The 19206-nt window shown below is 67.5% G+C and carries 20 protein-coding genes; 6 read left to right on the top strand and 14 right to left on the bottom strand.

Annotated elements, in window-relative coordinates; translation table 11 throughout:
- Nucleotides 1-22 precede the first annotated feature (22 nt).
- The 8 genes from AC1ROX_RS01855 to phbB all read right to left on the bottom strand — a co-directional run bounded on the left by AC1ROX_RS01855 (nucleotide 23) and on the right by phbB (nucleotide 7741).
- Entirely contained in the window at nucleotides 23-1417 is a 1395-nt protein-coding gene (locus AC1ROX_RS01855; protein WP_493121823.1) for an amidase, read from the bottom strand.
- A complete protein-coding gene (locus tag AC1ROX_RS01850) occupies nucleotides 1414-1596 on the bottom strand; it encodes a hypothetical protein (RefSeq protein WP_493121821.1) in 183 nt (60 codons plus the stop codon). The genes AC1ROX_RS01855 and AC1ROX_RS01850 overlap by 4 nt, the downstream gene beginning before the upstream one ends.
- A 64-nt stretch (nucleotides 1597-1660) precedes the next feature.
- The gene (locus AC1ROX_RS01845; RefSeq protein ID WP_493121819.1) at nucleotides 1661-2776 is read right to left on the bottom strand and encodes a patatin-like phospholipase family protein; all 1116 of its coding nucleotides are present in this window, start codon (nucleotides 2774-2776) and stop codon (nucleotides 1661-1663) included.
- Between the two features lie 109 nt (nucleotides 2777-2885).
- Nucleotides 2886-4064 carry a class I SAM-dependent rRNA methyltransferase gene (locus AC1ROX_RS01840; protein WP_493121817.1) on the bottom strand — a complete coding sequence of 393 codons (1179 nt, stop codon included), beginning with the start codon at nucleotides 4062-4064 and terminating at the stop codon, nucleotides 2886-2888.
- Nucleotides 4065-4072: 8 nt separating this feature from the next.
- Nucleotides 4073-5728, bottom strand: coding sequence for a gamma-glutamyltransferase (gene ggt, locus AC1ROX_RS01835; RefSeq protein WP_493121816.1), 1656 nt, complete (start codon nucleotides 5726-5728; stop codon nucleotides 4073-4075).
- On the bottom strand, nucleotides 5725-6528 hold the full coding sequence (locus AC1ROX_RS01830) for a methyltransferase domain-containing protein (protein ID WP_493121814.1): 804 nt from the start codon (nucleotides 6526-6528) through the stop codon (nucleotides 5725-5727). The genes ggt and AC1ROX_RS01830 overlap by 4 nt, the downstream gene beginning before the upstream one ends.
- Nucleotide 6529: 1 nt before the next feature.
- Nucleotides 6530-6928 carry a carboxymuconolactone decarboxylase family protein gene (locus tag AC1ROX_RS01825; protein ID WP_493121812.1) on the bottom strand — a complete coding sequence of 133 codons (399 nt, stop codon included), beginning with the start codon at nucleotides 6926-6928 and terminating at the stop codon, nucleotides 6530-6532.
- 87 nt (nucleotides 6929-7015) lie between these two features.
- Nucleotides 7016-7741 (bottom strand): acetoacetyl-CoA reductase, encoded by a 726-nt coding sequence (phbB, locus tag AC1ROX_RS01820; RefSeq protein ID WP_493121810.1) that lies wholly within the window; start codon nucleotides 7739-7741, stop codon nucleotides 7016-7018.
- 145 nt (nucleotides 7742-7886) lie between these two features.
- Here phbB and AC1ROX_RS01815 point away from each other — a divergent pair, with 145 nt between their 5' ends.
- Entirely contained in the window at nucleotides 7887-9095 is a 1209-nt protein-coding gene (locus tag AC1ROX_RS01815) for an MFS transporter (RefSeq protein ID WP_493121808.1), read from the top strand.
- 50 nt (nucleotides 9096-9145) lie between these two features.
- Complete coding sequence (locus AC1ROX_RS01810; protein WP_493121806.1) at nucleotides 9146-9592, top strand: hypothetical protein; 447 nt, start codon at nucleotides 9146-9148, stop codon at nucleotides 9590-9592.
- 60 nt (nucleotides 9593-9652) lie between these two features.
- Here AC1ROX_RS01810 and AC1ROX_RS01805 read toward each other — a convergent pair whose 3' ends face one another.
- From AC1ROX_RS01805 to AC1ROX_RS01790, 4 genes are all read right to left on the bottom strand, one after another.
- Nucleotides 9653-10831, bottom strand: coding sequence for an acetyl-CoA C-acetyltransferase (locus AC1ROX_RS01805; protein ID WP_493121804.1), 1179 nt, complete (start codon nucleotides 10829-10831; stop codon nucleotides 9653-9655).
- 34 nt (nucleotides 10832-10865) lie between these two features.
- The gene (locus tag AC1ROX_RS01800; RefSeq protein ID WP_493121802.1) at nucleotides 10866-12050 is read right to left on the bottom strand and encodes an acyltransferase family protein; all 1185 of its coding nucleotides are present in this window, start codon (nucleotides 12048-12050) and stop codon (nucleotides 10866-10868) included.
- Nucleotides 12051-12166: 116 nt separating this feature from the next.
- On the bottom strand, nucleotides 12167-13012 hold the full coding sequence (locus tag AC1ROX_RS01795) for a LytTR family DNA-binding domain-containing protein (RefSeq protein ID WP_493121801.1): 846 nt from the start codon (nucleotides 13010-13012) through the stop codon (nucleotides 12167-12169).
- Nucleotides 12996-14174, bottom strand: coding sequence for an alpha/beta fold hydrolase (locus AC1ROX_RS01790; RefSeq protein WP_493121799.1), 1179 nt, complete (start codon nucleotides 14172-14174; stop codon nucleotides 12996-12998). Before AC1ROX_RS01790 ends, AC1ROX_RS01795 begins: the two co-directional genes overlap by 17 nt.
- An 88-nt stretch (nucleotides 14175-14262) precedes the next feature.
- Here AC1ROX_RS01790 and AC1ROX_RS01785 point away from each other — a divergent pair, with 88 nt between their 5' ends.
- The 3 genes from AC1ROX_RS01785 to AC1ROX_RS01775 all read left to right on the top strand — a co-directional run bounded on the left by AC1ROX_RS01785 (nucleotide 14263) and on the right by AC1ROX_RS01775 (nucleotide 15480).
- Nucleotides 14263-14457: a hypothetical protein gene (locus tag AC1ROX_RS01785; RefSeq protein ID WP_493121797.1), complete on the top strand. Its 195-nt coding sequence runs from the start codon at nucleotides 14263-14265 to the stop codon at nucleotides 14455-14457.
- 149 nt (nucleotides 14458-14606) lie between these two features.
- A complete protein-coding gene (gene phaR, locus AC1ROX_RS01780) occupies nucleotides 14607-15284 on the top strand; it encodes a polyhydroxyalkanoate synthesis repressor PhaR (RefSeq protein WP_493121796.1) in 678 nt (225 codons plus the stop codon).
- A gap of 7 nt (nucleotides 15285-15291) precedes the next feature.
- Complete coding sequence (locus AC1ROX_RS01775) at nucleotides 15292-15480, top strand: DUF1289 domain-containing protein (RefSeq protein ID WP_493121794.1); 189 nt, start codon at nucleotides 15292-15294, stop codon at nucleotides 15478-15480.
- A 76-nt stretch (nucleotides 15481-15556) separates the two neighbouring features.
- Here AC1ROX_RS01775 and AC1ROX_RS01770 read toward each other — a convergent pair whose 3' ends face one another.
- Complete coding sequence (locus AC1ROX_RS01770) at nucleotides 15557-16366, bottom strand: enoyl-CoA hydratase/isomerase family protein (RefSeq protein WP_493121792.1); 810 nt, start codon at nucleotides 16364-16366, stop codon at nucleotides 15557-15559.
- Between the two features lie 78 nt (nucleotides 16367-16444).
- Between AC1ROX_RS01770 and AC1ROX_RS01765 the strand changes: the two genes are divergently transcribed.
- A complete protein-coding gene (locus AC1ROX_RS01765) occupies nucleotides 16445-18049 on the top strand; it encodes a serine hydrolase domain-containing protein (RefSeq protein WP_493121790.1) in 1605 nt (534 codons plus the stop codon).
- 68 nt (nucleotides 18050-18117) lie between these two features.
- Here AC1ROX_RS01765 and AC1ROX_RS01760 read toward each other — a convergent pair whose 3' ends face one another.
- Nucleotides 18118-19146 carry an amino acid ABC transporter substrate-binding protein gene (locus AC1ROX_RS01760; RefSeq protein ID WP_493121788.1) on the bottom strand — a complete coding sequence of 343 codons (1029 nt, stop codon included), beginning with the start codon at nucleotides 19144-19146 and terminating at the stop codon, nucleotides 18118-18120.
- Nucleotides 19147-19206 lie beyond the last annotated feature (60 nt).

Raw genomic sequence — 19206 nt, 5'->3', positions numbered from 1 at the left:
ATTCAACGAATTATTTCCCCGATCAGAGGATCGGAGGGTGCTTTTTGTCCGTCCCGGCCACGCGTTCCCAGGCGCGCGCCACCTGGAAGACCGTCGCCTCGTCGAAGTAGCGGCCGACGAACTGCACCGAGACCGGCAGGCCGTTCACCGCGAGACCCGCCATCATCGCAAGTGCGGGATGGCCGGTGACATTGAACGGCGTGCGGGCCTGGCGCGGATAGGTGCGCTCAACCTCGGCCAGGTCGTCGATGCGGCTGGCCGGGTCCATCGAGCTGGCGCAGAGCAGCACGTCGACCTCGCGCAACGCGGCTTCGACCTCGGCGATCATCTGCAGGCGGCGGCGGCTCGCCAGCATGTAGTCGCCCGCGCTCATGAAGGCGCCGGCCATCAGGCGGCGGCGCGCCAGCTGGCCGTAGTCGCCGGGCTTCTCACTGAGCCACGGGCTGTGGATCGACCAGGCCTCGCTCTGCAGGATCACGCGGTTCACCGCGCCGAACTCATTGAGCGACGGCAGGGCGATGGTGCGCACTTCCGCGCCTTCAACCTGCAAGCTGCGCGCGACATGCTCCAGCGCCGCCGTGACTTCCGGGTGGGCCGGCGTGTCGATCTCGTGGAAATGGCGCACGAAGCCGACACGCAGACCACGCAGGCTGCGCTCGAGCGCCGCGCCGTAGTGACCCTGCGCCGCCGCCGCACTGCCGGGATCGAGCGGATCGTGGCCGGCGATCGACTCCAACATCAGCGCATTGTCGGCGACGGTGCGCGTCATCGGTCCGACATGGTCGAGCGTGAAGGACAGCGGAAAGACGCCGCGACGCGAGACCAGACCGTAAGTCGGCTTCAGGCCGACGATGCCGCAGCAGCTCGCCGGGTTGCGCACGCTGCCGCCGGTGTCGGTGCCCAGCGCCATCGGGAACAGGCCGGCGGCCACGCCCGAGCCGGAACCCGACGAGGAGCCGCCGGGATGATGGTCGGTGTTCCAGGGATTGCGGGCCGGCGGCCACGGGAGATCGAAGCTCGGACCGCCGATGGCGAATTCGTGCGTCGAGAGCTTGCCCAGCACGATGGCGCCGGCACCGCGAAGCTTCTCGACGCAGACCGCGTCGGACTTCGCCAGATTATGCTGCAGAACCTTCGAATGGCAGGTCGTGGGCAGGCCGGCGACATTGATGATGTCCTTGATGCCGACCGGCACGCCATGCAGCGGCCCGCGCAGGCGACCGGCCTGGGCCTCCGTTTCCGCGGCCATGGCAGCCGCCATCGCGGCGTCGCCGTCGACGCGGATGAAGGCGTTGAGCTTCGGGTCGAGCTGCTCGATGCGGTCGAGCAACGCGCGGGTGAGATCGACGGGCGAAAGTTCCTTCGAGGCGATGGCGCGGGCGGCCGCGCCCACCGTCATCCAGTGCAGGTCGCTCATAGCGTCGTCCCCGCCTTCATCGGCGGCCAGGGTTCGGCCGCGGGATCGGCCGGACGCTTGATCTTCTGCGCCACGTCCGCCGCCTGCTTCGCGGCGACCGTCACATCCTCGGGAAATTCCGCCAGCGCCTTGGCAAGCCCCGCCCGCCGCGCCAGCACCTCGATCGTATCCTTGTCCAAGCGCTCTCTCCTTCAACCCGGGAGAGGTCAGCACGAGTCGTGCCAGCCGTCCATCGGTCGGGAGTCAGCGTGTCGGCACGCCGGTCAGCGTCCCGAGGCCCGGCGGCGCCTTGTGCCAGGCGCGGCCGTCCACGATCTGCCGTACGCCGTACTCGTAGAGCGCGTTCATGTAAGCCTGGTCGAATTCAGTCTTCTTGGGCGCCTCGAAATCCCGGCCGATATAGGCGAGGTTGTAGTCGACCTTGTCGCGCTGCGAGACGAAGTAGGTCCTGATCACATCGTTGACGCCGCTGGCTGCCAGCATCGCGACGATCGCACGGCCCGCGATGGTGATGGTCCGGCGCTCGGCCATCGCATAATCCGGATCCAGCCGGGCATTGCGGATGATGTAGGCGTAGCGCTGGCGCTTGACGGTCGCAATGTCGATCGATGGCGGATAGAGGAAGAGCTGGGCAATCGCGCCGCCGTCGACATGCAGTTCCTGGTACTTCTTGCCGTCGAGTTCGACGTCGATCAGCACCGGCTGGAAGAGCCCGGGAATGGCGGCCGACGCCCGCAGGATCTTGCGGAAGAGGTCGAGTGCGCCCGGACGGCCGCTGGCGGCAATGGCGCCGATGTTCCAGATCACCGGCCGCTGGGCGTCGAGGTCGGTCGTGCCGATCATCAGCAGCCGGCCCTTGTTGTATTCGGCCGCGATCGCGTCGAGCATCTTCTGATCGGCATACTTCGCGATCACCTCGGCGAGCGGCGTCGTATCCGTCATGGCGTCGTCGAACAGCGCCGCGCTGATCCCGCGCTGGCGAAAGACCTTCTCAGGCGTCATGGTCGTGTAGACTTCGCGCAATTGCGCATCGTAGTCGGACCCGAGAAAGGCGAAGGGTGCGATCAGTGCGCCGGTGCTGACGCCGGTGACCATCTTGAACCGGGGCCGCGTGCCGACGGCCGTCCATCCGTTCATGATGCCGGCGCCGAAGGCACCGTTGTCGCCACCACCGGACACGGCAAGAAAGTAAGCGGGTGGCGCTTGCGCCGGCGACTTGCCCTCGGCGCGAAGGGCTACCGCTTCGCGCACGCCGGATTGCACGCCCTCGTCGACCATCAGCCTGGCATCGCCGTCGGCGTAGAAGCGCGCATTGGGAATGCCGAGCGGCTGAGCCCGTACCGTGTCGACCCGGGGCACCGCCTCTCCGCGCTCCGGGACCGAACATCCCGTGCCGACGAGACACGCCAATGCGACTGCGAGCAGCGCGCTTCCTCGTATGAACATGCCCTCTCCCCCCGTCATGCAATCAGTCGAGTTGTAGCACCATCGCCTTCAGATAGGCCGTTTCCGGCAGGTTCGGATGAACTGGATGGTCGAGCGCGGCGCCGCTGCTCAGGAGAATACGGCCGGAGCGCTGGGCGTCGCGCAGGCCGCGGCGCACCTGCTCCGCGAACAGCGGCATATCGACGAGATGCGAGCACGAGGCCACAAAGAAGAAGCCGCCCCTGGTGACCAGCGGCGCGGCCAGGCGCACCAGCTTGCGATAGCCCTGCGCGCCGGTCTTGAGATCCTTGCGGCTCTTCACGAAGGCCGGCGGATCGCAGATCACGACCTCATGGCTGCGCGGCTTCATCTTCTCCAGGGTCTCGAACACTTCGCCCTTCTGGAACGAGACGATCTTGTCGACGCCGTTCAGCGCCGCCGCCTGCTGGGCCGCGTTGAGGGCGGGCTGCGAGCGATCGAGGCAGATGACCGACTTCGCGCCACGCGTCGCGGCCAGCACGCCGAAGCCGCCGCTGTAGCAATAGGCATCGAGAACGTTGGCGTCCTTGGCGAGGCCTGCCATGAAGCGGCGGTTGTCGCGCTGGTCGTAGAACCAGCCGGTCTTCTGGCCCTCCGAAAGATCGGCTACGAAGCGCGCGTCGTTCTCGATCAGTTCGATACTGCCGGCCTCGCCCTTGGCCACCACCACTTCGCGCTTCAGCCCTTCCAGCTCGCGCACCGGCGAATCGTTCTTGAGGATGATCGTCGTCGGCGAGAACTCCGCCTCCAGCGCCTCGATTAGGACCGGCGTCAGCGCGTCCATGCCGGCCGTGTTGACCTGGACCACGAAGGCGTCGCCGAACCGGTCGACGATCACGCCCGGCAGGCCGTCGGCCTCGGCATGGATCAGCCGATAGTAAGGAACGCCGACCAGCCGGTCGCGCAGGGCGGCGGCCTGGGTCAGCCGACGACCCAGGAACAGCGCGTCGACCTGGGCTTCGGGGTTGGTGCTGAGAACGCGCGCGGCGATCAGCGAATGCGGATTGAAGGTGACCAGCGCCAGCGCTTCGCCGCCGGGCGCACGCAGGGTCGCCAGGCTGCCGACGGGAATCGCCTTGGCGTCGGCGTCCATCAGGATCTCGTTGGAGAAGGCCCAGGGATGGCCGGCCCGGACGCGGCGATCCTCGCCAGCGCGCAGGATGACGGTGGGGAGTTTTTTCACGGCCAATTCTATTCTCCTCGGGCGACACCATCGCGTCGCGGGTCGGCGCCCCCTTCCCATCCGTCGCCGCTGCGCCGGAGGGCGGTCAGGCCGCCTTCATGCCGGCGGACTTGTACTTCATGGCCCAGCGCGCGCAAGCCGGCTGCGAGGTCGGCAATCGGCGTCCCCTCCTCCAGTTCGGTGGCGTCGTTCATGTTGGCCACCCGCGGCAGGTCGACGGCGGCCTGAGCCGACAGGTCCCAGTCGAGCAGGCCGATCAGCGCCTGCAGCGTGTCGCCGATAATCCGCGCGCCGCCTGCAGAGCCGAGCGCCGCCACCAGCTTCCTGTCCTGGTCGAGCACGAAGGTCGGCGACATGGACGAGCGCGGCCGCTTGCCGGGCTGCACCCGGTTGGCGGCCGGTTTGCCGTTCAGCTCGGGGCGGGGCGAGAAGTCGGTCAGCTCGTTGTTCAGGATGAAACCGCGCACCATCATGTGCGCGCCGAACGGCGCCTCGATGGTCGTCGTGAAGGTGACGGCATTGCCCCAGCGGTCGACGATGCTGATGTGGCTGGTGCCGCGCTCGACATAACCCGGCGGCACGCCGGGCCCGACCTGGCCCATGCTGCGGGTCGTCGACATGAGCTTGCGCCGCTCCGCCAGATAGGCCGGCGACAGCAGGCCGGCCACCGGCACATCCACGAAAGCCGGGTCGCCGACATAGCGGTCGCGGTCGGCGAAGGCGAGCCGGCTCGCCTCGGCGATGAGATGGATGGCGCGCAGATCGTTGGGCGCATCGCGCTGGATGTCGAAGGGCTGGATCAGCCCCAGTACCTGCAGGATCGCGAGGCCGCCCGACGAAGGCGGCGGCATGCCGCAAACGATCCAGACGCGGTAAGGGCCGCACAGGGCCTCGCGCTTGATCGGCCTGTAGTCGGCCAGATCGGCGGCGGAGAGCGTGCCCGGCCGGCGGTGGTTGCGCACACGGTCGACCATCTCCGCAGCGATTGGACCTTCGTACATCACGCGCGCGCCCTGCGCGGCGATCAGGCCCATCGTCTCGGCCAGCGCCGGATTGGTGATGCGCTCGTCCAGCTTGCGGGGCGAGCCGTCGGCATTGAAGTAGGTCTCGCGGATCGCAGGCTCCTCGCGCAGCGCGGGGATTCTCTGCAGCCAGGCGGCGAGACGCGACGAGACCGGGAAGCCGTCGCGCGCCGCAGCGATCGCCGGCGCGAACAGATCGCTCCACGGCAGCTTGCCCTTCTCCTTGTGGGCGAGTTCGAGCATCGCCATGACGCCGGGAACGCCGACCGACATCCCCGACACCACGGCTTCGCGATAACCCAGCGGCTTGCCGTCGGGCGACAGGAACATGGTCGGGCTGGCACCGGCCGGCGCCGTCTCGCGGCCGTCATAGACGGTGATCGCTTGAGTCGCAGCGTCGTAGTGCAACAGGAAGCCGCCGCCGCCGATCCCCGAGGCGTGCGGCTCGACGACGCCCAGCACCATCTGCACGGCGATCGCCGCGTCGACGGCATTGCCGCCGCGGCGAAGCATCTCCAGTCCCGCTTCGACCGCCAGCGGATGCGCCGCCGCCACCATCGACTGCGGTGCCGCCTGCACCGCCGGCACGCGGCAGGCCGCGACCAGCAGCAGCGCGAGGCCGAGCAGGCGGCGCAGGCTCATGCGCGGCGTGCCACGATGAAGAGCCGGCGGAAGGGAAACAGCGTGATGCCGTCGGGCCGCGTCGGATAGGCTTTGCGCAGCAGCGCCGCGTAGGTCTCGTAGAACTCGCTGCGCTCCGGCTCCTGCAGCAGTTCGAGATAGGGCCGCAGGCCGGTCGACGAGGTGTATTGCGCCACCGGATCCTTGCCGGTGAGCGGCTGCTGGTAGATCGTCTCCCAGACTTCGAGATCGGAGCAGAGCGGCTTCAGCACGTCGTAGTAGCGCTCCGGTTCCTCGACCCGCACGATCGGGCGCACCTTGGTGAGCTTGTCGCGCCACGGACCGGCCTGGGCCGCTTCGTTCATCGAGGCATGCGAGGGCGCCTCGTGATTGCGCGGCATCTGGATCGCGAGCTGGCCGCCGGAGGGCAGCAGCTTCACCAGGCCCGGGAACATATCGATATGGCCGTCGAGCCATTGATAGGCGGCGTTGCTGTAGAGGATGCCGGGCGGCAGGCCGGGCTTGAAGTGCGCGAGGTCGCCCTTCTCGAAGGTGACGCGCGCATCCGCCGTCTGGCTGCGCGCCTTGGCCAGCATCTCCTCCGACGAATCGATACCGATGACCGGCGCCTCGGGGAAACGCTCGGCGAGGATGCGCGAGATGTTCCCGGCGCCGCAGCCCAGGTCGTAGATCGCATGGCCCGGCCGCGCGCCGTTCGCCGGATCGAGCCGGCCCATCAGGTCGAGCGCGGGCCGCGTGCGATGGTCGGCGAATTTCAGATAGAGATTGGCATCCCACACCGTGGACTTCTGCTCGCTCACGTCACTTCTCCTCGAACGCTGCGTCGACCGGCACACGATAGGCCGTCGCGATCTTGTTGCCTTTCTGCGCGGCCAGCACGACCGCCATGAACTCGCCGAACATCTCCTCGGTCATGCCCTTCTGGCGCGCCATATAGCCATGCGAATTGATGCAGTAGTCGCACTGGTTGGCGACCGACACGGCGAGATAGATCAATTCCTTCGTGAGGCCGTCGAGCGCACCCGGCGCCATCACCGCTTTCATCTCGGCGGCGAAGCGTTCCATCGTGTCGGGATGGCGGGCAAGCGCCTTCCACACATTGTTGATGTTCGCCGGATCGCTGCCGCGCGCCTGGGCGATGCCCTCGACCACCGCCTTGGCCCGCGGGTTCATGTCCTTGTACTCGGTCAGTCTGGCCATGCGTGATTGCTCCACGAATGAAAAAGGCCGGCAGTGTGCCGGCCCCATCTTGGCGTTTCTGCGCCAATTGTCAGTATAGAAGGGTGGTCAGTACATATGCTGGCCGCCGTTGATCGACAGGGTCGAGCCGGTGATGAAGCCGGCATCGTCGGCGATCAGGAACATGACGCCGCGGCCGATCTCCTCGGCCTTGCCGAGGCGGCCGACCGGGATCTTGGCCACGATCTTCTCCAGCACGTTGGCCGGCACGGCCGACACCATGTCGGTATCGGTGTAGCCCGGTGCAATTGCATTTACGGTGATGCCCTTGGGCGCGCCTTCCTGGGCCAGCGCCTTGGTGAAGCCATGGATGCCCGACTTGGCGGCGGCGTAGTTCACCTGGCCGTACTGGCCGCCCTGGCCGTTGATCGAGCCGATGTTGACGATGCGGCCGAAGCCGCGCGTGTTCATGCCGTCCCACACCGCCTTGCTCATGTTGAAGCAGGAGCCGAGGTTGGTGTCGATCACCGCGTCCCACATGTCGCGCGTGAGGCGGCGCATCGTCGAATCGCGAGTGATGCCGGCATTGTTTACCAGGATATCGACGGGTCCGACTTCCTTTTCGATCTGGGTAATGACCGCCTGGCAGGCGGCGAAGTCACCGACGTCGAACTTGTAGACGGCGATGCCGGTCTCGGCCTTGAACTTGTTGGCGGCTTCGTCGTTGCCGGCATAGGTCGCCGCGACCTTGTAGCCTTTGTCCTTCAGCATCCGGGAGATGGCACCGCCGATGCCCCGCGTTCCGCCCGTTACGACTGCTACCCGTTCGGCCATTTTTTCCTCCCGTGTGATAACGCCCGTACACTCTAGCCGCTTATCCCCCATCCCCGGCAAGCGTCAGATTGATATCGCCGCGATGTTCGAATTGGCCGACGCCCACGGATAGAGACGATCGGCGTTACAACTCTAGAACGGCGGCATGAAACCTTTCACCGCCCTGCTCGGCGCCGCCGCCGGGACCCATGCCGCCGACCAGATGGCGCTCGCAACCCTGCCGCTGACCGCGACCCTCGTGATGGGCGCCGGTCCGGACCTGCTCGGCCTGCTGGTGGCCGCGCAGAGTGCCTCCTGGCTGCTGGTCTCGCTGCCGGCCGGCGCCTGGATCGACCGCATGCCGCGCCGCCGCATGCTGATCGTGGCCTTGGCGCTCGGCCTGCTGGCCTCGATCGTCGCCGTCGCCGCGGCAGCCACCGGCTATGTCTTTCTGCTGGGTCTCGCCGCCATTGCCGGCGCCTCCGGCACGGTCGTCTATGTCCTGACCTCGGTCTCGCTTCTGCCGAGTCTGGTGGCCGCTGGCGATCTGCCGCGCTCCAACGCACGCCTCGAGCTGGCACGGGCGGTCGTGAGCCTGGCCGCACCCTTCGTGGCGGGCCTGCTGGCGCAACACCTGTCGCCGACCTGGGGCTACGGACTCGCGGCCCTCGGCGCCTGTCTCGCCCTGCTCTGCGTGCTCGCATTGCCGGAAGGTACCGCCCCCGCAACCGGCGCGGAGCGGCCCTCCCTCGTCAGCGCCATCCGGGTCGGCACGGAATTCGTCGTCCGCAACGAGCTGCTGCGCGGCATCAGCCTCTGCGCGATCTTCTGGAACTTCGCCTTCTTCGCGCTGCTCGCCATCTGGGCGCCGCTGGCGCTGGGACCGCTCGGCCTCGATCCGGCGCATATGGGCCTCGCCCAGTCGACCTACGGCGCCGGGCTGATCCTGGGGGCGCTGGTGGCGCCGGTGTCGGCGCGCCGCCTGCCGCCGCTGGTGACCCTGATCTTCGGACCGGCCGTGTCGATCGTCGCGGTCCTGCTGTTCCTGGCGGCGCCCTCAGGCAACGGCTTCGTCCTCGCGGCGGGCGGCTACTTCCTGGTGGGCTTCGGGCCGATGCTGTGGCTGATCTGCCAGACCACGGTGCGCCAGCTCGTGACACCCTCGCCCCTGATGGGCCGGGTCAACGCCACGGTCCAGACCGCGATCTACGGCGTCCGGCCGCTGGGCGCCCTGGCCGGCGGTCTGGTGGCGGCCCAGGCCGGGATGCAGGCTGCCCTGCTGCTGATCGCGGTGGCCTTCGCGCTCTCGACCCTCGTCATCGTCCTGTCACCGCTGGCACGCCTGCGTGTCATGCCGGCGCCAGCGACAGCCTGAGACTTGACCCGCAGGCCGGTCCGTCGGAATTTGCCGGCGGAGGTCGTTGCATGAAGAAGTTTCTGGGCGCTGCGCTCGTAGTGTTGTCCGTGTCCGCTTGCCAGCCGGGCCCAGGCTCGCCCTCGGGCTGGTACCAGGCCTACGGCACGAATTCCTTCCCTGTCGCGAAGGACGGCATGGCCGCACTCTACATCGTACGTGATACCGCTCCGCCGGACGCGCCGAGCATTCCCATCTCCATGAGCCGCAACGCCGTCGGCAGCCTCACCGGCTCGACCTGGATGCGCCTCGACCTGCCGCCCGATCCCTATGACCTGCGCGCTTACGGCGACGGGGAGAACACCGAGCTGATCATCACGGTCATCCCCGGCGAGACCCGCTTCCTGCTGGCGCAGCCCAAGGGCAACAACGACGCCCAGCTCACCTGGCTCTCGCAGGAGGAAGGCCGCCGCCTCGTCCGGCAGGGCACGCAGGTCGGCACGTACATCAACTTCTGAAAAAGAAAACGCCCGAAGGATTGCTCCCTCGGGCGTTTTTCATTTCGTCGCGGCTCGCGCTCAGTCGCGCTGGACGCACATGGCGATGCCCATGCCGCCGCCGATGCACAGCGTGGCGAGACCCTTCTTGGCGTCGCGCTTCTGCATTTCATAGAGCAGCGTCGTCAGAACGCGCGCGCCCGAGGCGCCGATCGGATGGCCGAGCGCGATCGCGCCGCCATTGACGTTGAGCTTGCTCTCGTCGAGGCCGAGCTGCTTGCCGACGGCGACCGCCTGGGCGGCGAATGCCTCGTTGGCTTCGACCAGGTCGAGATCCTTGACCGTCCAGCCGGCCTTCTTCAGCGCTTCCTGCGAGGCCGTGACCGGGCCGATGCCCATGATCGCCGGATCGACGCCGGTGGTCGCCCACGACACGATCTTGGCGAGCGGTGTCACGCCGCGCTTCTTGGCTTCGTCGGCGCTCATCAGCACCAGCGCCGCCGCGCCGTCATTGATGCCCGAGGCGTTGCCGGCGGTGACCGAGCCGCCTTCCTTGGTGAAGGCCGGACGCAGCTTGGCCAGCGATTCGACCGTCGTGCCGTGACGCGGGAACTCGTCGGTGTCGACCACGACCTCGCCTTTACGAGTCTTCACCGTGACCGGAACGATCTCGTCCTTGAAGCGGCCGGACTTCTGCGCCGCCTCGGCCTTGTTCTGCGACGAGGCCGCGAACGTGTCCTGCTCGGCGCGCGTGATCTGGAACTTCTGCGCGACGTTCTCGGCGGTGTTGCCCATGTGATAGCCGTGGAACGCATCCCACAGACCGTCCTTCAGCATGGTGTCGACCATCTTGAGCTCGCCCATCTTGGTGCCGTCGCGCAGGTGCGCGGCGTGCGGCGCCTGGCTCATGCTCTCCTGGCCGCCGACCACCATGATGCTGGCGTCGCCGTTGCGGATTGCCTGCCAGCCGAAAGCGACGGCGCGCAGGCCCGAGCCGCAGAGCTGGTTGATGCCGAGCGCGGTCTTCTCGACCGGGATGCCGGAATTGACGGCCGCCTGACGTGCCGGGTTCTGGCCCTGACCGCCGGTCAGGATCTGGCCCATGATCACTTCGTCGACTTCCTCGGGCTTCACCTTGGCGCGCTCGAGCGCGCCCTGGATGGCAGCCTTGCCGAGATCGTGCGCCGGCACCGCGCCGAATGCACCATTGAACGAGCCGATTGGCGTGCGCGCAGCGCTCGCGATAACGATGTCCGTCATGAATCCCTCCGTGGCAGGCCGCCCTCGCGGATATTTATAGGCCTGCCGCGCGGCGGGGCAAGGACTGCCGCCTGATCGGGCTGGCTGCCTTCATTCCGAACAGCGGCCGGATCCAGCGCCAGGGGCGCACCAGCCCTGCGTAAATCAGCCAGGTTCCGGCGAAGGTCGCGACGACGGCCGCAGCGAAGCCCAGGAGCGGCGGCGCGCCGATGCTCAGCAGGCCCCAGACCGCCACGACGGTTACCGTTTGGTGAATGAGATAGAACGGATAAACCGCCTCCGTGGCCTCGGACAGGAACGCCGGCCGCCGCGTCAGGTAGCGATGCGCGAAGCCGATGATGGCGAACAGCCAGGCCATGACGTTGATCGCGGACAGCAGGGAGAAGACCGGTCGCGCCTGCGGCTCGATGACCGGCCGGACCGTGCCCTCGAAATAGCCGAAGTAGAGAAGCCCGTAGGCTGCGATCCCGATCGCGAGCGAGAACAGACGCTGACGCTGCAACGCCCGCAGAAGATCGGAGGAGCCGAAGATGAAGGCGCCGTAGAGCAGCAGCGCACCGTAGGAGACGAGCCCGTTCCAGTCGCCGACCAGCCCGTTGATGTTCCACGAGACCGGCACCAGCCAGAGCGTCGACGCGGCGAGCGGCACGACCATCAGCCAGTGCAGGCCGTAACGCGCCGCGGTCGCGCCGGCTTTCGTGACGGCCGCCTGCCCCGGCGCCGAGCGCACCCACAGGAAGACCGGCAGCAGCACCAGCGTGAGCACGAGCACGTAGGCCACGAACCAGAGGTGATGCCAGCTCATGTTGCCCTTCGGGTAGACGCCGTCGAAGGCGTGCGGCAGCCATTGCAGGAACGAGCCGGTGAACTGGCCGCTTTGGAGCCGCTCCAGATAGACCTGCGGCGGCACGATCACGACCATGCCGAAGACCAGCGGCAGCAGCAGGCGCTTCAGCCGGTCGACGACGAAGGCGGCCGACGTGCGGTCGCCCAGCGCCAGCATGATGGCCGCACCCGACACGACAAAGATCAGCGGCATGCGCCAGCGGTTCAGGAACCGCATGGCCTCGCGCAGCCCTTCGAGACTGTCGGGGCTGGTGACGTGCCAGCTCCAGCCCGACCAGGCCATGCCGGCGTGGTAGAAGATCAGCAGGCCGAAGGCGAGGACGCGCAGCCAATCGAGATCGGCACGGCGGGCGGCAAAGGCGACAGTCGGCATGGCGGGCTCCGGGACGGTGGCGCTCCTCACCTACTCCCCAAGCCTTTGATTCCATGTCGTTTTGTGACGACCGGCGTGCTCCGTGGGACGACCGGCAGGCGTCGCGGGACGTCCGGTCAGGCTCTCACCGGCGCCAGGGCCTCGAAGCGTTGCCGGTAGCGCCGGCTCAGGTTCACTTCGGCGCCGCCCTGCAGACGGATGCGCCAGTCGCCGTTCAGCCAGGGCGTCACTTCGACCACGCGGGCGATGTTGACCAGATGGGATTTGTGCACCCGCACGAACCGTTTCGGATCGAGCTCGCCTTCCAGCTTGGTGAGCGAGGAGCGGATTTCAAACGTCTCCTCCCCCACATGGAGTACCGCGTAATTTCCCGAGGCCTCGATCCAGTCGATGTCGGCCACCTCGACCATGATCTCCCGTCCCTTGCGGCGAACGGCGAACCGCTCGGGCAAAGGACCGGCTGCCGGCTCCAGCGTCACCACTGGTTCCGTCACTACAGGCGGGACCGGGCGCGCCAGGTAATGGCGCAGCGCCACCGACCCCGCGCTCAACAGCGCGTAGGCGATGATGTCCTTGGCGAACTCGTAGAGCAGGCGGTCGAGGGTGAGCGGAAAACTGTGCGGCACACCGACGATGCCGCCGAACCACAGGAGCCGCAGCGCCGCCATGCCGAGCGTATGGGCGATGCTGAACGGCACGATCGCCGCGATATGGATCACGAGGTTGCGCGGATGATGGGGGATCGGCCAGCGCCGGTGCAGCCAGTAGATCGCCGGCAATAGCGCCGCGACGACCAGATGGCTGGACACCTGGATCGCCAGGGCGGCGCCGTAGCTCATCGGGAGGCCGCGCGCCGCCTCGTTGGCGATCTCGACATGGGTGTGGGCGAAGACGGAGACGGTCAGCAGCGCCAACCAGATCGCCGGGACGCGCCAGTCGAAGGATCTAACGGGCGACGACACGGGATCGCCGGGACGGAAGGGCGCGCAGCCAGTCGATCAAAGGCGTCCAGCACAGCTCGCGGGCGCGTCCGCTCACCACCATGCCGATATGGCCCAGCGGCAGGTCGATGCGCGTCACCTTCTTCAGGCCCTTCTTCGGATCCGCCAGCGCCGCGGCCGACAGCGGCGGCACGATGCGGTCGCCCGAGGGGATCATGACCAGCGACGGCACCTTGATCTTCGACGGCACGATGCGCCGGCCGCCGACGACCCACTTGTTGCTGCCCGGCGTGTTGTCGCCGTACCAGCCGACCAGGCATTCGCGCGCCGTCGGACCGGCCAGCGGCGCGCCGCCGTTCAGCCAGTCCTCGAGCAGGACGAATTCCTTCGCATGCTCGCCCTGCATGCCGAGGAAACGGCCGAACTTCTTCACCGCGAGCCAGGGATCGAGCGACCAGAACAGGGTCTGCAGGATGTCGACCGGCAGCTCGCCGACCCGGTCGGCGACCTCGGCCAGCAATGGCCCGGTCGACAGAAGGAAGGCATGGCCGGTGCGGTCGGCGTGGAAATCCCAGGGCGCGGCCATCAGCGCGAGCCCGGCGACGCGGCGCGGCTTGCGCGCGGCCAGCGCCACGGTGAGCGTGCCGCCCATGCAGTAGCCCAGGACCGCCGGCGACCGGCGTGCGCGCCTCGCCACGAAAGCCAGCGCCCGCTCCAGCCGCGCCACATAGGCGGTCGTGTCGAAGCCGCGCTCCTCGTCGTTCGGCGTTCCCCAATCGACGAGATAGGGCCGCAGCCCTTCCGCCGCCATGGCGCGCAGCAGGCTCTTCTCGGCGGTGAGATCGAGCACTTCCCAGCGGTTGATCAGCGACGGCACGACGAGAACCGCGCGCGTGCCGCGCCGCCGTGATGCGCGATTCGTGGTGCCGTAGTCCAGCAGGCGCGTATTGCCTTCGCGCCAGACCGCAGGCGGATCGATCAGGGTGCGCTGGACGTCGTTGCGCTGATAGGCCAGCACGCCGTCGGCCAGCCGGATCTGGCGCCGGCGGATCTCGCGCTGCAGCGCCTGCTCGAACTGGCCGGCGCCGGCTTTCGCTTCGAGAGCGGCAATCTCCGGCAGCAGCGCTGCCAGCGATTCAGGCGCCCCCGCTGCGGGATTCGAGCTCGGCGAGCCTTGCTTCAAGAGCCTCCACGCGCTTTCGGAGCTCGCCCACGTCATCAGGGCCGTGCCCAGATGGAGCGGCAACGGACGGGGGCCTAGTCGTGCCTGCATGAGACGCTCCCTGGGCAACCTGCATGGCCGAAGCGACCTGCGCATTCGCAGCCGCGAACAGGCGGGCGATCTGCTCGGTCACGGCCTGATCCGAGGCGAGACCGGCAAGCTGGCTCTGCCACAGATCGAGGTAGCGCCGCGCCAACCTGTCGAAATCGGAACCGGACCCGCCCGTCGTGTCGTCGTTCTCTGAGGCCATGCACACAGTATAACGCATCGCCGCGCAGACGCTGCTTTCGCATCGGCAAAGGTCGCCTTGTCGCACTGCGGCATCGGCGCTAAGGTGAGCGATCCCAGTAAACGAGCGTTCACCGCGCGCGGGAGCTAGAGGAGCGAAGCGTAATGGCCGATCAGGCAGTATCCGAAGGCGGACCGAAAAAAGCGGCGCCAGTGGTCATCAAGAAGTACGCGAACCGGCGGCTCTACAATACCGCGACCTCGGCCTATGTGACGTTGGACCATCTCTCGCAGATGGTGAAGGACAAGACCGACTTCGTCGTCTACGACGCCAAGACCGGTGACGAGATCACGCGTTCGGTGCTGACGCAGATCATCTTCGAGGAAGAGAGCAAGAGCGGCCAGACGCTGCTGCCGATCCCCTTCCTGCGCCAGCTCATCTCCTTCTACGGCGACAGCCTGCAGGGCGTGGTGCCGCAGTATCTCGAAATGTCGATGACGCAGTTCGCGCGCAACCAGGACCAGATGCGGCGCTACATGCAGAATGCCTTCGGCTTCAACCCGTTCCAGCAGTTCGAGTCGATGGGCAAGCAGAACATGGCGATGTTCGAGAACGCCATGCGCATGTTCAACCCGTTCGGCACGCAGCCCAACGGCCAGGCGCCCGGCGGACTAGATCCTGCAGCGGCGACCGCCACGACATTGCCCGCCGCCAACGGCCACGAGCCAACCAAGCAAGAGGCGGCCGCGGCGACGCCATCCGGCGACGCGGCGATCGACGATTTGAAGCGCAAGCTCGACGAGTTGCAGAGCCAGCTCGCGGAACTCGGCAAGAAGTCCTGACGACGCCATGGCTTCGCCGCCGTCGTCGATGACACGCCGCGTCGTGTCGCCCTGCATCGGCATCTGCAAGCTCGACCAGAAGAGCGGCTTCTGCCTGGGCTGCAAGCGCACGATCGAGGAGATCGGCCGCTGGGTCATGCTCGACGATCCCGCGCGCCAGGCCATCCTCGACCAGCTTCCGACGCGGAAGCTCTAGTGCTGGGGGCGCGCCATTCCAGTGGCGCGATCATGACTCATGACGAAGACGCGCCACTGGAGTGGCGCGCCCCCAGCTAACGCCCCTTGAACGACGGCTTGCGCTTCTCGCGAAAGGCGGACGTGCCTTCCTTGTAGTCCTCGGTCAGGCCCGTCAGCACGTTCTGGTCGGCGTCCATGTGCGCGGCGAGATCGTCGAGGGCATGGGCGAGACGGTTGACCGACGCCTTGCTCATGCGCACCGGGATCGGCGGTTGGCGCGCGATGCGCTCGGCGAATTCCATCGACGCAGCGAAGGCCTGGCCGTCGTCCACGACGTTCTCGACCAGGCCCCAGTCCCGCGCTTCCGCCGCGCCGATGCGATCGGACGCCAGGATCACCGCCTGCTTCGTGCGCGCCGGGCCCATCAGCGCCAGCATGCGCGGGGTCGAGCCCCAGCTCATGTTCATGCCGAGCTCGACCTCGGGAATGCGGAAATGCGCCGAGCGGCCGCAGGTGCGGAAGTCGAGCGACACCACGAGCGCCGCGCCGCCGCCGACGCAATGGCCCTCGATGGCCGCGATGGTGACCTGGTCCATGTCCTGCCAGGCCTTGCACATCTTGGGGCCCACCCGCTGCTTCTGGATGCGCTCGCCCACCGGCAGAGTTGCGCGCGCCCATCCTTCCGGGTCCTTCAGGTCGAAGCCGGCGGAGAAAGCCTTCGCCGAGCCGGTGAGGATCACCACCGTCGTCTCGATATCGTCCTCGAAGTCGCGCGGCACGTCGCGCAGCTCGCGCATCGCCTGCTGGCTCAGCGCGTTGATGTTGTCGCCGCGGTCGAAGCGCACGACGGCGACGCGGCCCTGCGGGCCCAGCCCCTTCTCGACCTTCACGAACTGACGATCCATCGCGCGTTCCTCCGTCCTTTCGTTCGAAACTAGCGGCTCGCCTTTACAAGGGCGAGCCGCTTCGATTGACTGGCCTGCATGTCGAAAGCCATCGAATCCACCGTCTTCGAGCGCCGCGTCAACGCGTTGTTTGCCCCCTACACCAAGCCCGGTTCGCCGGGCGCCATCGTCGGCGTGATGCGCGACGGCGAGGTCGAGTTCTGCAAAGGCTTCGGCCTGGCGAGCATCGAGCTCGGCGTGCCGATCCGTCCCGACACGCGCTTCCGCATCGCCTCGGTGAGCAAGCAGTTCACGGTGACGGCGGCGCTGATGCTCGCGGCCGAGGGCAAGCTCAAGCTCTCCGATCCGCCGCACAAATACCTGCCCGAGCTGCCGCCGCTGCCGGTGACCATCGACCAGATGATGCGCAATTCGAGCGGCTTGCCGGACTTCCTCGAGCTGCTGCGCCTGGGCGGCCACGGGCTCGACAAGCCGGCGCGGCCAGAGGACCTGTTCGATGCCTGCACGCGCAACCGCCATCTCAACTTCGCGCCGGGCAGCCGCTTCCTCTACAGCAACACCAACTTCCTGCTGCTCGGCCTGATCGTCGAGAAGCTGGCGAAGAAGAAGCTGGGCGAGGTGCTGGCCGAACGCATCTTCAAGCCGCTCGGCATGGCGCAGACCTCGCTGGTCGCCGAGATCGATGCTGTGATCCCGAACCTCGCCACCGGCTATCTCGGCGACCGCGAGCAGGGCTTCCGCCGCGCCGCGCACGCCTATCCGCAGGGCGGCGAAGGCGGCCTCACCTCGACGGTCGAGGATTTGCTGATCTGGAGCCGGCACTTCGACAAGCCGACTCTGGGCCAGACCATCCCCGCGCAGCTCACCGCCATTGCCAGCCTCACGGGCGGCAAGGCGAACAACTACCGCCGCGGCGTCGCCGTCGAGGAACTGCGCGGCCTGCAGACGGTCGGCCATGGCGGCCTGTGGCCGGGTTTCCGCACCGAGTTCCTGCGCGTACCCAAGGCCGGCCTCACGGTGGTGGTCATCGCCAACCTGGGCAGCATCGATCCGTGGCGGCGGGCGCGGGCCATCGCCGCGCTGGCGCTGGAAGGCAACAAGAAGATAAAGCCCGCCCTGGCCCCGATCGCGCAGGCCGAGATCAAGCCGCTGGCCGGGACCTGGTTCAACGCCGAGGAGCCCTCGCTGTTCGACCTGGCGTGGCGCAACGGCGAGGCGATCGTGACGCAGAACGGCCTGCCCTTCGCGCTGGGCCGCCGCGCCGGCGGATGGTTCGGCGCCGAGCGCGGCTCCTACGAGTTCGCCCTGAAGCCCGGCCCCAAGGGAACGCTGCGGGTCGATCTCGGCGCCGGCCGCGTGCTCACGTTCAACAAGATGGGCAAGCGCGCCGCCGTGCCGGCCGCGCTCGCCGGCACCTACGTCTCGTCAGACTGCGCCGCCGTGTGGCGAATCTCGCGCGACGGCGAGACGTGGCAGGCCGAGGTTGGCGGCCCGCTGATCTCGGGCGGCGCGCCCTGGATCGTGCGCGGCCTCGACGCCGACACGGTGGAACTGGAATCGCCGGGCAGCTGGATCAAGGCCACCCAGCTCGCCCATCTCGTGCGCGACCGCACCGGCAAGATCGTCGCGATCGAGGTTTCGACCGGCCGCATCAAGAAGATGCGGTTCGATCTGACGCTCTGACCCCATCGCCCTCGTAAGACGAGGGCACTTCCCCTTTGCGGACTCCGCAAAGGGGAAGAGTTTGATTCTCAACGGAACGGGATCGCGTACAGCAGGCCGCCGTTGGTCCACAGCGCGTTCTGGCCGCGCTCGAGCTTGAGCGCGGTCGCCGGACCGACATGGCGGTCGTAGCTCTCGCCGTAGTTACCGACCTGCTTGATGACGTTGTACATCCACTTCTCGTCGACGCCGACCGCCTTGCCAAAGCCCGGCGTGACGCCGAGGAAGCGCTTCACCGAGGGATCGTCGCTCTTCATCATCTCGTCGATGTTCTTCGACGTGATTCCCATCTCCTCGGCCTCGATCATGCCCATCAGGGTCCACTTCACGAGATCGAACCACTGGTCGTCGCCATGGCGCACGATCGGTCCCAGAGGCTCCTTGGAGATGCGCTCGGGCAGGATGACATGCTCGCCCTTGCCGGCGAGCTGGCCGGCGCGCACCGCGGCGAGGCCCGAGGCGTCGGTCGTGTAGGTGTCGCAGCGGCCGGCGGCATAGGCCTGCAGCAGCTCGTCGAGCTTCTCGATCAGCACCGGCTTGAAGGTCATCTTGTGCTTGCGGAAATAGTCCGCGAGGTTGAGTTCGGTCGTGGTACCCGGCTGCACGCAGACCGTGGCGCCATCCAGATTCTTGGCGCTCTTGATGTTGCTCTTGGCCGGCACGATGAAGCCCTGGCCGTCGTAGAAGTTGACGCCGGCGATGTTGAAGCCCAGCGACGTGTCGCGCAGCAGCGTCTGGGTCGCGTTGCGGGTAATGACGTCGACCTCGCCCGACTGCAGGGCGACGAAGCGCTGCTGGGCGGTGGTCGGCGTGAATTTCACCTTCTCGGCGTCACCGAACATCGCCGCGGCGATGGCCTTGCAGAGATCGACGTCGAGGCCGGTCCACTTGCCCTGGCTGTCGGCGAAGGAAAAGCCCGCCAGGCCGGTGTTCACCGCGCACTGGACGAAGCCCTTGGCCTTGACCGCGTCGAAGGTCTGGCCGGCCGAAGCCGGACCTGTAGCAAACGCTGCCGCGCCGGCGAGCGCGGCCGCTATGGTGATGGATTTGAATGACATTGCTGAAGTCCCCAGTCTGTCCCCGGTGGCTCCAGCATAGCAAAAGACGGGCCCGTGATG

This window comes from Reyranella sp. GW821-FHT14A01 (assembly GCF_058803965.1).
Note: the sequence above shows the minus strand (reverse complement) of the source record. Positions and strands in the feature narration are given on the sequence as shown.

Excerpts from the sequence above, each read along its gene's own strand:
- AC1ROX_RS01855 (WP_493121823.1), bottom strand. The coding sequence starts at position 1,417 with ATGAGCGACCTGCACTGGATGACGGTGGGCGCGGCCGCCCGCGCCATC.
- AC1ROX_RS01800 (WP_493121802.1), bottom strand. The coding sequence starts at position 12,050 with ATGCCGACTGTCGCCTTTGCCGCCCGCCGTGCCGATCTCGATTGGCTG.
- AC1ROX_RS01805 (WP_493121804.1), bottom strand. The coding sequence starts at position 10,831 with ATGACGGACATCGTTATCGCGAGCGCTGCGCGCACGCCAATCGGCTCG.
- phbB (WP_493121810.1), bottom strand. The coding sequence starts at position 7,741 with ATGGCCGAACGGGTAGCAGTCGTAACGGGCGGAACGCGGGGCATCGGC.
- AC1ROX_RS01775 (WP_493121794.1), top strand. The coding sequence starts at position 15,292 with ATGGCTTCGCCGCCGTCGTCGATGACACGCCGCGTCGTGTCGCCCTGC.
- AC1ROX_RS01815 (WP_493121808.1), top strand. The coding sequence starts at position 7,887 with ATGAAACCTTTCACCGCCCTGCTCGGCGCCGCCGCCGGGACCCATGCC.
- AC1ROX_RS01770 (WP_493121792.1), bottom strand. The coding sequence starts at position 16,366 with ATGGATCGTCAGTTCGTGAAGGTCGAGAAGGGGCTGGGCCCGCAGGGC.
- phaR (WP_493121796.1), top strand. The coding sequence starts at position 14,607 with ATGGCCGATCAGGCAGTATCCGAAGGCGGACCGAAAAAAGCGGCGCCA.
- AC1ROX_RS01760 (WP_493121788.1), bottom strand. The coding sequence starts at position 19,146 with ATGTCATTCAAATCCATCACCATAGCGGCCGCGCTCGCCGGCGCGGCA.
- AC1ROX_RS01810 (WP_493121806.1), top strand. The coding sequence starts at position 9,146 with ATGAAGAAGTTTCTGGGCGCTGCGCTCGTAGTGTTGTCCGTGTCCGCT.
- ggt (WP_493121816.1), bottom strand. The coding sequence starts at position 5,728 with ATGAGCCTGCGCCGCCTGCTCGGCCTCGCGCTGCTGCTGGTCGCGGCC.
- AC1ROX_RS01785 (WP_493121797.1), top strand. The coding sequence starts at position 14,263 with ATGAGACGCTCCCTGGGCAACCTGCATGGCCGAAGCGACCTGCGCATT.
- AC1ROX_RS01825 (WP_493121812.1), bottom strand. The coding sequence starts at position 6,928 with ATGGCCAGACTGACCGAGTACAAGGACATGAACCCGCGGGCCAAGGCG.
- AC1ROX_RS01765 (WP_493121790.1), top strand. The coding sequence starts at position 16,445 with ATGTCGAAAGCCATCGAATCCACCGTCTTCGAGCGCCGCGTCAACGCG.